We start from the raw sequence: 11982 nt of genomic DNA, 5'->3' as shown, positions 1-11982 counted from the left end.
TTAGGTACTGCGCTTCGGCGCTGCGCTCGCTGGGAGTGCCGCGCCACCTGTGACTGCTTTCCCCCGGTATGCTCCGGGAGTACGAGTCCGGCGGACTTTCCGCGGTGAGTCATGCACGCAAGACTCACGACGGGCCACCCGCCGTGGTTTCTTATTGTTTAACGCTTCTTACGGTTGGCAACGTGAATGGCACCGCCATTCACAGCCAGTGCGGCTTCATGCAGCGCTTCGGACAGGGTCGGATGGGAGAAAACCATCATGCCCAGGTCTTCAGCGCTGGTGCCGAATTCCATTGCGATTGCACCCTGCTGCACCAGTTCGGCAGCCGATGGGCCAATCACGTGTACACCCAGAACGCGGTCGGTTTTGGCATCGGCGATGACCTTGACGAAACCACCGGTGTCGTTGGCCGCCATCGCACGGCCGCTGGCCGCGAACGGGAAGGTGCCCACGTTAACCTCAACGCCTTCAGCCTTCAAGGTCTGTTCGGTTTTACCGACCCATGCAATTTCCGGGTGGGTGTAGATAACCGATGGGATCAGGTCGTAGTTCATCTGGGCTTTGTGGCCCTTGATGCGCTCGACAACCATGATGCCCTCTTCCGAGGCCTTGTGCGCCAGCATCATGCCACGAACCACGTCACCGATGGCGTAAACGCCCGGTACGCTGGTCGCGCAGTGATCGTCGACGAAGATGAAACCACGCTCGTCGATGGTCACGCCGCTGTCGGCAGCCAGCAGGTCAGTGGTCACTGGACGACGGCCGACCGCAACGATCAGCTTGTCGAAGGTGATCTTCTGCTCGCCGTTGGCATCGGTGTAGGTCACTTCGACTTCAGCGCCATTGACCTTGGAGCCGGTCACGCGAGCGCCCAGCTTGATGTCCAGACCTTGCTTGGTCAGGGTTTTCAGGGCTTCCTTGGAAACGGCAGCGTCAGCGGCCATCAGGAAGGTGTCCAGCGCTTCCAGGACAGTCACTTCTGCGCCCAGGCGAGCCCAGACCGAACCCAGCTCCAGACCGATCACGCCAGCACCGATAACGCCCAGGCGCTTAGGTACGGCCTGGAATTCCAGGGCACCGGTGGAGTCGACGATGACGTTCTGGTCGACCGGAGCCGGTGGAATGTCGATCGGACGCGAACCGGACGCCAGGATGACGTTTTCGGCTTCGATGATTTCGGTGGTGCCGTCAGCTTTGGTGACTTCGACTTTCTTGCCAGCCAGCAGCTTGCCGTGGCCCTGGATCGAAGTAACGCCGTTGGCCTTGAACAGGGTGGCAACACCGCCGGTCAGGTTCTTGACGATGCCGGCCTTGCGGCCAACCATCGCGGCGACGTCCATTTTGACTTCGCCGGTGGAGATGCCGTGGACGTTGAAGCTTTCTTTTGCTTCCTTGTACTTCCAGGAGCTGTCCAGCAGCGCCTTGGAAGGAATGCAACCCACGTTCAGGCAAGTGCCGCCGAGGGCCAGCTTGCCTTCGCCGTCAGTGTACTTCTCGATACAGGCAGTGCTCAGACCGAGTTGCGCAGCCTTAATAGCAGCTACATAGCCGCCAGGGCCTGCGCCAATCACTACCACGTCGAATTTCTGGGTCATAAAAGATTCCTTTTAGCGTCAAGCCACAAGCTGCAAGGTGCAAGACGACCGGCTTCTGATCGAAGCGAGCCGCTTGCAACTTGCAGCTGTTTTTTTAGATGTCCAGCAGCAGACGAGCCGGGTCTTCCAGCAGGTTCTTGATGGTCACCAGGAAGGTCACGGCTTCTTTACCGTCGATCAGGCGGTGATCGTAGGACAGTGCCAGGTACATCATCGGGCGGATCACGACCTGACCATTGACGGCCATCGGACGCTGGATGATGTTGTGCATGCCCAGGATTGCGGCCTGAGGCGGGTTGACGATCGGCGTCGACATCATCGAACCGAAGGTACCACCATTGGTGATGGTGAAGGTACCGCCGGTCATTTCGTCGATCGACAGCTTACCGTCGCGCGCTTTTTTACCGAAAGTGGCGATGCCGTTTTCGATTTCAGCCAGGCTCATTTGCTCGGCGTTACGCAGAACCGGTACTACCAGGCCACGGTCGCTGGAGACGGCAACGCCGACGTCCGCATAGCCGTGGTAGACGATGTCGGAACCGTCGATCGAAGCGTTGACAGCCGGGAAGCGCTTCAGTGCTTCGGTGGCAGCCTTGACGAAGAACGACATGAAGCCCAGGCGTACGCCGTTGTGGGTCTTCTCGAACAGGTCCTTGTACTTCGAACGCAGGGCCATGACTTCGGTCATGTCGACTTCGTTGAAGGTGGTCAGCATGGCCATGTTCGACTGTGCTTCGACCAGACGCTTGGCAACGGTGGCACGTACGCGAGTCATCGGTACACGCTTCTCGGTGCGGTCGCCGGTAGCAACGATCGGCGCAGCGGCAGCAGCGGCAGGCTTGGCAGCTGGAGCGGCGGCCGGAGCGGATTTCTTCGCTTCGATGGCAGCTACAACGTCTTCCTTGGTGATGCGGCCGTCTTTACCGGTGCCCTTGATGCTGTTCAGCGCGATGCCGTTCTCTTCTGCCAGCTTGCGAGCAGCCGGAGCGCCAATGGCGTCTTCGTCCGAGGCAGCAGCAGGCGCGGCAGCAGCGGCCGGTGCAGCAGCGGCAGCAGCAGGTGCGGCGGCAGCAACGCCACCTTCTTCGATCGAACCCAGGACTTCGTCGGACAGGACGGTTTCGCCCTCGCCCTTGACGATAGCGCCCAGTACGCCGTCGGCAGTCGCCAGTACTTCCAGAACGACTTTGTCGGTCTCGATGTCGACGATCAGCTCGTCACGCTTGACGGCTTCGCCCGGTTTCTTGTGCCAGGTGGCAACGGTGCCATCGGCAACCGATTCCGGGAAAGTAGGGGCTTTGATCTCGATAGCCATTATCAGTGGTTCCTTAAATTCGGTTTCTAGTGCGCGATGGCATTAAACGGTGAAGGCATCTTGCAGCAGTTTTTCCTGCTGCTCGGCGTGCATCGAAGCGTAGCCACAAGCGGGTGCTGCCGAAGCATCACGACCAGCGTATTCCAGAACCAGCTCTTTATTGTGGCGGGTCAGGATACGACGCATGTGGTGTTGGCTGCTGTACCAGGCACCCTGGTTCATCGGCTCTTCCTGGCACCACACCACATCCTTGAGATTGGTGTACGGCGCGAGGATCTCGACCAGATCGTCCTCAGGGAACGGATACAGTTGCTCGATACGAACGACGGCGATGTCTTCGCGGCCTTCGGCACGGCGTTTTTCCAGCAGATCGTAGTAGACCTTGCCGCTGCACAGGACCAGGCGAGTGACCTTTTTCGGATCGAGGGTATCGATTTCCGGGATCACGGTCTGGAACGAGCCTTCGGCCAGTTCTTCCAGCGTCGAGATGGCCAGCTTGTGGCGCAGCAGCGACTTTGGCGTCAGCACGATCAGCGGCTTACGCAGCGGACGGATGACCTGACGACGCAACAGGTGGTAGATCTGAGCCGGCGTGGTCGGTACGCAAACCTGGACGTTGTGCTCGGCGCACAGCTGCAGGTAACGCTCCAGACGTGCCGAGGAGTGCTCAGGCCCCTGCCCTTCATAACCGTGCGGCAGCAGCATGGTCAGACCGCACAGACGGCCCCACTTGTGCTCACCACTGGTGATGAACTGGTCGACAACCACCTGGGCACCGTTGGCGAAGTCGCCGAACTGCGCTTCCCAGATCACCAGCGCGTTTGGCGTGGTGGTGGAGTAGCCGTATTCGAAAGCCAGTACCGCTTCTTCCGAGAGGAAGGAGTCGTACAGGTCGAACTTCGGCTGGCCGCCGAACAGGTTCTGCAGTGGCAGGTAGGTGCTGGCATCTTTCTGGTTGTGCAGTACCGCGTGGCGGTGCGAGAAAGTGCCGCGACCGATATCCTGACCCGTCATGCGGATAGGATGACCTTCGAACAGCAGGGTCGCGTAGGCCATGGTTTCGGCGTAGCCCCAGTTGATCGGCAAGCCACCGGCCTGCATCTTCTGGCGATCTTCGTAGATCTTCGAAACCTGACGCTGAACCACGAAACCTTCTGGCAGTTCCAGCAGCTTGGCCGACAGTTCCTGCAGGGTCTTGAGGTCGAAACGCGTGTCGTGACGCGCGGTCCAGGTGTGACCCAGGTACGGACGCCAGTCAACGAACAGCTCTTTGTTCGGCTCTTTGACCAGGCTTTTTACTACGTGCAGACCGTTGTCCAGCGCGTTGCGGTACTCGTCGACTTTGGCCTGGACGCGCTCGGCATCGAGGCTGCCCGACTTGGTCAGCGCTTCGGCGTACAGCTCACGGGTGGTGCGCTGCTTGGCGATCTGCTGGTACATCAGCGGCTGGGTGCCGTTCGGCTCGTCGGCCTCGTTGTGGCCGCGACGACGGTAGCAGACCATGTCGATCACCACGTCACGCTTGAACTGCATGCGGTAGTCGACGGCCAGCTGGGTCACGAACAGCACTGCCTCCGGGTCATCACCGTTGACGTGCAGGATCGGCGCCTGAATCATCTTGGCGACGTCTGTAGCGTACTCGGTGGAACGCGAGTCCAGCGGGTTGCTAATGGTGAAACCAACCTGGTTGTTGATCACGATGTGCACGGTACCGCCGGTTTTGAAACCGCGGGTTTGCGACATCTGGAAGGTTTCCATGACCACGCCCTGACCGGCGAATGCCGCGTCACCGTGGATGGAGATTGGCAGAACCTTGTCACCGACGGTGTCGTTGCGACGATCCTGACGGGCGCGCACCGAACCTTCTACCACTGGCGAGACGATTTCCAGGTGGGAAGGGTTGAACGCCATGGCCAGGTGGACTTCGCCGCCAGCGGTCATCACGTTGGACGAGAAGCCCTGGTGGTATTTAACGTCACCGGAACCCAGCTCGACCTTCTTCTTGCCTTCGAACTCGTCGAACAGATCGCGCGGGTTCTTGCCAAAGGTGTTGACCAGTACGTTCAGACGGCCACGGTGGGCCATACCGATAACGACTTCCTTGGTACCGTAAGAACCGGAACGCTGAATCAGCTCGTCCAGCATAGGAATCAGGCTTTCGCCGCCTTCCAGGCCAAAACGCTTGGTGCCAGGGTACTTGGTGCCCAGGTACTTTTCCAGACCTTCTGCTGCGGTCACACGCTCGAGCAGGTGGCTCTGGACATCCGCGGAGAAAGCCGGGCGACCACGAACGCTCTCCAGACGCTGCTGGAACCAGCTGCGCTGCTCGGAGTCGACGATGTGGGTAAACTCGGCGCCAATGGTGCGGCAATATGTCTGCTGCAAAGCGTCGAAGATTTCGCGTAGGCTCGCTTCCTCTTTGCCGATGAACAGGTCGCCGGCACGGAAGGTCGTATCTAGATCGGCATTGGTCAAGCCGTAATGATTGATCGACAGGTCTACTGGCGCAGGGCGCTGCCACAACCCCAGAGGGTCGAGCTTAGCGGCTTGGTGGCCGCGCATACGGTAGGCCTGGATCAGTCGCAGTACTTCAACCTGCTTCTTCTCGTGTTCACTGCTCACGCTCCCGGCAGATACCGGTTGGGCGCGGCGCTGGTTCTTTGCCAGCAATACGAAATGGTCGCGGATCGTCGAGTGCGATACATCGGTAGCGGTGCTGCCTTCGGCGGGCAACTTCTGGAAGTAAGTGCGCCACTCTTCTGGCACAGCGTTAGGGTCGTGCAGGTAGAGTTCGTAGAGCTCTTCCACATATGCAGCGTTACCACCTGAAAGGTGGGCGCTTTCCCACATGCGCTGCATCACGCTTTCTTGCATGCTTGGTCACCCTCGGTTAGGGGACGGATCGGCGAGAGCCACAGCAAGCCTGGAAAAGTCCTAATGCAGCGACCGAACCAAGCCACCAAGGATCCCACAGATTTTCCGGGTACCAGCCCGGAAGCCCCTGCTGGTCTCATATCTTCATAGGTAAAGCTCGGGCCTTGTAAGCCCTCGCTTGGTTTCACCTCGGTGCGGGCAAGGGCCCGCACTTCGGCGTGCTACGGGTACAACACTTTAAAATCAGGTACCGCTTTGCAGCAGCATGTTACGTACGTGACCGATTGCCTTGGTCGGGTTCAGACCTTTAGGGCAAACGTTTACGCAGTTCATGATTCCGCGGCAGCGGAATACACTGAACGGGTCATCCAGCGAAGCCAGACGCTCCTGGGTCTTGGTGTCACGGCTGTCGGCCAGGAAACGATAGGCCTGCAACAGTGCAGCTGGACCGAGGAACTTGTCCGGGTTCCACCAGAACGACGGGCAGGAAGTCGAGCAGCAAGCGCACAGGATGCACTCGTACAGACCGTCCAGCTTTTCACGTTCTTCCGGCGACTGCAGACGTTCGATGGCCGGAGCCGGCGTGTCGTTCTGCAGGAATGGCTTCACCTTCTCGTACTGCTTGTAGAAGATGCTCATATCGACGACCAGGTCACGAATGACCGGCAGCCCAGGCAAAGGACGGATGATCAACTTGTTACGCTTGACCACTGCCGACAGCGGCGTGATGCAAGCCAGGCCGTTTTTGCCGTTGATGTTCATGCCGTCGGAACCGCATACACCTTCACGGCAGGAACGACGATACGAGAAACCTTCATCCTGTTCTTTGATCAGTGCCAATACATCCAGCACCATCAGGTCTTTGCCACCGGTATCGACCTGGAACGTCTGCATTTTCGGCGCAGAGTCGGTATCGGGGTTGTAACGATAGACTTCGACTTGCAACATAGCGACCACCCCTTAGTAAGTCCGGACTTTTGGCTCGAACGCCGGTACGGTTTTCGGCGCGAAGTTGACGGCACGCTTGGCAACGCGCTTTTCGCCCGGGAAGTACAGGGTGTGGCACAGCCAGTTTTCGTCGTCACGATCTTCAAAGTCTTCACGGGCGTGCGCACCGCGGGACTCTTTACGTACTTCTGCAGCGATTGCGGTCGCTTCAGCGACTTCCAGCAGGTTCTGCAGCTCCAGCGCTTCGATACGCGCGGTGTTGAAGGCCTGGGACTTGTCGTTGATCTTGACGTTGGCAATACGCTCACGCAGCTGGGCCAGTTGCTCGATGCCCTTCTGCATGTATTCGCCGGTACGGAACACACCGAAGTAGTTCTGCATGCAGCTTTGCAGCTCGCGACGCAGGGTAGCAACGTCTTCACCGGTGTTGCGCTCGTTGAGCTTGTTCAGGCGGCTCAGGGCAACGTCGATGTCGGTGTCGCTGGCGTCGAGGTATTCGATACCGTCGCTCAGCGCTTTTTCCAGGTGCAGGCCAGCAGCGCGACCGAACACGACCAGGTCGAGCAGCGAGTTGCCGCCCAGACGGTTGGCACCGTGAACCGATACGCAGGCTACTTCGCCTACTGCGAACAGACCCGGGATGATCTGGTCAACGCCATCGGCGTCCTGAGTCATCGCCTGACCATGAATGTTGGTGGCAACGCCGCCCATCATGTAGTGGCAGGTCGGAACGACAGGAACCGGAGCAACAACCGGGTCAACGTGAGCGAAGGTCTTGGACAGTTCACAGATGCCTGGCAGGCGGCTGTGCAGTACTTCTTCACCCAGGTGGTCAAGCTTGAGCATCACGTGGTCGCCGTTAGGGCCACAGCCGTTACCGGCGATGATCTCTTTAACCATGGAACGGGCCACAACGTCACGACCGGCGAGGTCTTTGGCGTTAGGCGCATAGCGCTCCATGAAACGCTCGCCGTGCTTGTTGATGAGGTAACCACCTTCACCACGGCAGCCTTCGGTAACCAGTACACCGGCGCCGGCGATGCCGGTCGGGTGGAACTGCCACATTTCGATGTCCTGAACCGGAACACCGGCACGCAGCGCCATGCCGATACCGTCACCGGTGTTGATCAGGGCGTTGGTGGTGGACGAGTAGATACGGCCTGCACCGCCAGTGGCCAATACAGTGGCCTTGGCTTTGATGTACAGGGTTTCGCCGGTTTCGATGCAGATCGCGATCACACCGACGAACGCGCCTTCCTGGTTCTTCACCAGATCGACTGCGTAGTACTCGTTCAGGAACGTGGTGCCTGCTTTCAGGTTGCCCTGGTACAGGGTGTGCAGCAGCGCGTGACCGGTACGGTCGGAAGCAGCACAGGTACGGGCAGCCTGGCCACCCTTACCGAAGTCCTTGGACTGACCACCGAACGGACGCTGGTAGATACGGCCGGTTTCGGTACGCGAGAACGGCAGGCCCATGTGGTCCAGTTCGAAGACCGCAGCAGGACCTTCCTGACACATGTATTCGATAGCGTCCTGGTCACCGATGTAGTCGGAACCCTTGACGGTATCGTACATGTGCCAGCGCCAGTCATCGTTCGGGTCGGCCGAAGCGATGGCGCAGGTGATGCCACCCTGGGCCGATACAGTGTGCGAACGGGTCGGGAAGACCTTGGTGATCACGGCAGTCTTGTGACCGCCCTGGGCCAGCTGCAGCGCAGCGCGCATGCCAGCACCGCCACCACCAATAATGATGGCGTCGAATGAAATCGTAGGAATGTTAGCCATGAATCAGATACCCCAGAGAATCTGCACACCCCAGACGAAGTACGCGAACATCGCGACACCGCATACCGCCTGGAACAGGAAACGTACAGCAGTCGCCGACTTGCCCAGCGCCATTGGCGTCAGGTAGTCAGTTGCGATGGTCCACATGCCGACCCAGGCGTGAGCGCCCAGGGCAACCAGTGCCAGCAGACTGAAGATACGCATCGCGTTGTTGGAGAACAGACCGTGCCACTGGGCATAATCAATGCCCGGGTGCGCGGCGAGGTATCCGATCAGGAAAATGAAATAAGCCGCGAGAACGACCGCAGATACGCGCTGCGCCATCCAGTCATAGAGGCCCGAACGCGAGAGGTTCGTGACGTTAGTTACCATATCCAAACTCCTGCCAGCACGATCAGCACCACGGAAGCGGCGATGATGATTTTCGAGCCCAGTCTTCCGCCTTCCAGCGTCTCACCGATGCCCATGTCCATGATCAAGTGGCGCACACCGGCTACCAAGTGATACAGCAAGGCGGACAGGAGGCCCCATGCCACGAACTTGGCCAGCGGACTGGTCAAGCATGCCTTCACCTCGGCGAAACCTTCCTCCGAACCCAGGGATTTGCCCAATGCATAAAGCATGAAGCCAAGGCCCAGGAAGAGGATGATGCCGGATACACGGTGAAGAAATGACGTAACGCCGGTAATGGGGAGTTTGATGGTCCTTAGGTCTAGGTTTACAGGTCGTTGGCTTTTCACGGCTTTTTTCACACTGAAGAGCCCCTAGCAAGCAGGGCAAAGTTGTTGGTAAGTGTACTGGTCAGGTACCCACCACCCAGGGAGTGACGACCCCAGCAACACGGGCTTGCAAGCCCCTGGCGGTCGGGTGCCGATTATAGACAGTTAGGTCACTAATGACAACGCAAGCCCCTAGCCCAAATAGCGCATTGCCTTTAGCGCATAAAAGGCGTAAATGGGCGGCAATTTCGAGGAAAAACGGTGCCCAAAGCCCTTTACAACCGTGCTTTAGGCAAATTGACATTCGAATTTATCTCACTATAGTGGTGCGGGCCCTGCGTGGGGGGTCTGTCTGATGATTTCAAGCATTAATAGGAGGCCACATGGCTGACAAAAAAGCGCAGTTGGTCATCGAGGGCGCAGCCCCCGTCGAGCTGCCCATTTTAACCGGCACCGTTGGTCCCGATGTTATCGACGTTAGAGGGTTGGGGGCCACGGGTCACTTCACTTTCGACCCTGGTTTCATGGCGACCGCATCCTGCGAGTCGAAGATCACTTATATCGACGGCGACAAGGGTATCCTGCTGCACCGCGGTTATCCGATCGAACAGCTCGCTGAAAAATCCGATTACCTCGAGACCTGCTACCTGCTGCTCAACGGCGAACTGCCGAATGCCGAGCAGAAGGCCCAGTTCGTCAGCACCGTGAAGAATCACACCATGGTGCACGAGCAGTTGAAGTCCTTCTTCAACGGCTTCCGCCGCGACGCCCACCCGATGGCCGTCATGTGCGGCGTGGTTGGCGCCCTGTCGGCGTTCTATCACGACTCGTTGGACATCAATAACCCGCAACACCGCGAAATTTCTGCCGTTCGCCTGGTCGCTAAAATGCCGACCCTGGCCGCGATGGTCTACAAGTACTCCATGGGTCAACCCATGATGTACCCGCGCAACGACCTGTCGTACGCAGAAAACTTCCTGCACATGATGTTCAACACGCCGTGCGAGATCAAACCGATCAGCCCGACGCTGGCCAAGGCAATGGACCGGATTTTCATCCTCCACGCCGACCACGAACAGAATGCGTCGACCTCTACCGTGCGCCTGGCAGGCTCCTCGGGTGCCAACCCGTTCGCCTGTATCGCTGCCGGTATCGCCGCACTGTGGGGCCCGGCTCACGGCGGCGCCAACGAAGCCGTTCTGACCATGCTCGATGAAATCGGCGATGTCTCGAACATCGACAAATTCATCGCCAAGGCCAAGGACAAGAACGATCCGTTCAAGCTGATGGGCTTCGGTCACCGTGTTTACAAGAACCGTGACCCTCGCGCCACCGTGATGAAGCAGACCTGCGACGAAGTCCTGCGCGAGCTGGGCATCAAGAACGACCCGCAGCTGGAACTGGCCATGCGCCTGGAAGAGATCGCCCTGACCGATCCTTACTTCATCGAGCGCTCGCTGTACCCGAACGTCGACTTCTACTCGGGGATCATCCTCAAGGCGATCGGCATTCCAACCAGCATGTTCACCGTGATCTTCGCCCTGGCGCGGACCGTCGGCTGGATTTCGCACTGGAAAGAAATGCTCTCCAGCCCGTACAAGATTGGCCGTCCTCGCCAGCTGTACACCGGCTACGAAGCACGCGACATCGTCAAGCTGGAAGACCGTAAGTAAGCCTTGCGCCGAACACGAAAAAGGCTGCCCTCGGGCAGCCTTTTTTATGGGTCGAGGATAGAACAGTTTTAAACTTGCCCTACCCCTTCACAACTGTACTTATGGTCGCTCGGCTTTCGCCTTCAACGCCTTCAACGTATTGAACGGCGCATCCACTACGAACTTGTTCGCAACCATCGACGGCACGCTGCCACCTGGCTCGGTATGGACCTGGTAAGTGACTTCGGTGCCACCGTCCTTGGGCTGCAGCTTCCAGAAACCTTCTACCTGAGCCACACGCACAAAGCCCTTTTCTTCAGGCAGGTACTTCGGAACACCCTCGAGTTTGCGGGTTACGCTGCCATCGGCATCCTGAGAAGTGGTGATGTGCAGGATCGAGTCACGCGGCGTCACCGGCCACGGCGTGCTGAACTGGGTGTAGGTCCAGCTCTGGTCACCTTCGGCCTTGAGCAGCTTTTGCGACTTGCACTCGTGAATCCAGGCACACGCACCGGCAACATCTTCCTGCAGCGCCCGCACCTTGGCCAACGGCGCCTTGATAAAGGTCACGCCGCGATACGCCTTGTAATCGGAACCTGCGATGCTCGCCAGCGATACCTTGACGCCCTGCTCGTCCTTGGCCACTTCCCACTCTTCGGCGTGCGCCATGCAAGCCAGGGCGCTCAACCCCACCACCAGTGCCACTTGCTTAAACGATCCCATGCGCTTGTTCCTTATTATTGAAGATAGTGCTTTCAAGTCGCCGTCATTTGCTCCAGCCAGCCCAGAATTCTGATTGCCTCGTCACTGCTGCTGCCACACACGTCCACATCGGCCTTGAAGCCACCGCACACAGCAGGCCGCTCGGGCTTGCCAAACAGGCCACACAAATTGACTGCCGACAGGTGCAAACAACGCTCGCCCGCCGGTTTGCCATTGGGCATGCCAGGAATCGGCGAACTAATGGAAGGCGCGATGCAGCAAGCGCCACATCCTTCACGGCAATTCATGACAACAGAACCCTCGGTGCAGCAAATGATGAATGAACCCGGATAGTAACCGGTTAAACGGTCGTTTGAAATTGCCGGAAAGAT

Annotated in this window: 10 protein-coding genes; 1 reads left to right on the top strand and 9 read right to left on the bottom strand. The window is 58.7% G+C overall.

Features of this window, described 5'->3' with window-relative positions; all coding sequences use genetic code 11:
- Positions 1-158: 158 nt before the first annotated feature.
- The 7 genes from lpdA to sdhC form a co-directional block, all read right to left on the bottom strand.
- A complete protein-coding gene (gene lpdA, locus I5S59_RS12980) occupies positions 159-1595 on the bottom strand; it encodes a dihydrolipoyl dehydrogenase (RefSeq protein ID WP_128324481.1) in 1437 nt (478 codons plus the stop codon).
- A gap of 94 nt (positions 1596-1689) precedes the next feature.
- On the bottom strand, positions 1690-2910 hold the full coding sequence (odhB, locus tag I5S59_RS12975; RefSeq protein ID WP_197876971.1) for a 2-oxoglutarate dehydrogenase complex dihydrolipoyllysine-residue succinyltransferase: 1221 nt from the start codon (positions 2908-2910) through the stop codon (positions 1690-1692).
- 42 nt (positions 2911-2952) lie between these two features.
- A complete protein-coding gene (locus I5S59_RS12970; RefSeq protein WP_128324479.1) occupies positions 2953-5784 on the bottom strand; it encodes a 2-oxoglutarate dehydrogenase E1 component in 2832 nt (943 codons plus the stop codon).
- Between the two features lie 243 nt (positions 5785-6027).
- Positions 6028-6732, bottom strand: coding sequence for a succinate dehydrogenase iron-sulfur subunit (locus I5S59_RS12965; protein ID WP_045188779.1), 705 nt, complete (start codon positions 6730-6732; stop codon positions 6028-6030).
- 12 nt (positions 6733-6744) lie between these two features.
- Positions 6745-8517, bottom strand: coding sequence for a succinate dehydrogenase flavoprotein subunit (gene sdhA / locus I5S59_RS12960; protein ID WP_197876970.1), 1773 nt, complete (start codon positions 8515-8517; stop codon positions 6745-6747).
- 3 nt (positions 8518-8520) lie between these two features.
- Entirely contained in the window at positions 8521-8889 is a 369-nt protein-coding gene (gene sdhD / locus I5S59_RS12955; protein ID WP_128324478.1) for a succinate dehydrogenase, hydrophobic membrane anchor protein, read from the bottom strand.
- Positions 8883-9269: a succinate dehydrogenase, cytochrome b556 subunit gene (gene sdhC / locus I5S59_RS12950; RefSeq protein WP_197876969.1), complete on the bottom strand. Its 387-nt coding sequence runs from the start codon at positions 9267-9269 to the stop codon at positions 8883-8885. Before sdhC ends, sdhD begins: the two co-directional genes overlap by 7 nt.
- Positions 9270-9619: 350 nt before the next feature.
- Here sdhC and gltA point away from each other — a divergent pair, with 350 nt between their 5' ends.
- A complete protein-coding gene (gene gltA, locus I5S59_RS12945) occupies positions 9620-10909 on the top strand; it encodes a citrate synthase (RefSeq protein WP_128324477.1) in 1290 nt (429 codons plus the stop codon).
- 99 nt (positions 10910-11008) lie between these two features.
- On the opposite strand, the gene I5S59_RS12940 is transcribed toward gltA, so the two are convergent.
- Positions 11009-11611, bottom strand: a complete 603-nt coding sequence (locus I5S59_RS12940; protein ID WP_197876968.1) for an START domain-containing protein — start codon at positions 11609-11611, stop codon at positions 11009-11011.
- A gap of 32 nt (positions 11612-11643) precedes the next feature.
- On the bottom strand, positions 11644-11898 hold the full coding sequence (locus I5S59_RS12935) for a YkgJ family cysteine cluster protein (protein WP_197877017.1): 255 nt from the start codon (positions 11896-11898) through the stop codon (positions 11644-11646).
- Between the last annotated feature and the right edge of the window lie 84 nt (positions 11899-11982).

The organism is Pseudomonas alkylphenolica (assembly GCF_016009175.1).
Lineage (GTDB): Bacteria > Pseudomonadota > Gammaproteobacteria > Pseudomonadales > Pseudomonadaceae > Aquipseudomonas > Aquipseudomonas alkylphenolica_B.
This window is presented reverse-complemented; position numbering and strand designations above follow the sequence as displayed.

Bases quoted from the DNA above. Each gene is read 5' to 3' on its own strand.
- lpdA (WP_128324481.1), bottom strand. From the start codon at position 1,595: ATGACCCAGAAATTCGACGTGGTAGTGATTGGCGCAGGCCCTGGCGGC.
- odhB (WP_197876971.1), bottom strand. From the start codon at position 2,910: ATGGCTATCGAGATCAAAGCCCCTACTTTCCCGGAATCGGTTGCCGAT.
- I5S59_RS12970 (WP_128324479.1), bottom strand. From the start codon at position 5,784: ATGCAAGAAAGCGTGATGCAGCGCATGTGGGAAAGCGCCCACCTTTCA.
- I5S59_RS12965 (WP_045188779.1), bottom strand. From the start codon at position 6,732: ATGTTGCAAGTCGAAGTCTATCGTTACAACCCCGATACCGACTCTGCG.
- sdhA (WP_197876970.1), bottom strand. From the start codon at position 8,517: ATGGCTAACATTCCTACGATTTCATTCGACGCCATCATTATTGGTGGT.
- sdhD (WP_128324478.1), bottom strand. From the start codon at position 8,889: ATGGTAACTAACGTCACGAACCTCTCGCGTTCGGGCCTCTATGACTGG.
- gltA (WP_128324477.1), top strand. From the start codon at position 9,620: ATGGCTGACAAAAAAGCGCAGTTGGTCATCGAGGGCGCAGCCCCCGTC.
- I5S59_RS12940 (WP_197876968.1), bottom strand. From the start codon at position 11,611: ATGGGATCGTTTAAGCAAGTGGCACTGGTGGTGGGGTTGAGCGCCCTG.
- I5S59_RS12935 (WP_197877017.1), bottom strand. From the start codon at position 11,898: ATGAATTGCCGTGAAGGATGTGGCGCTTGCTGCATCGCGCCTTCCATT.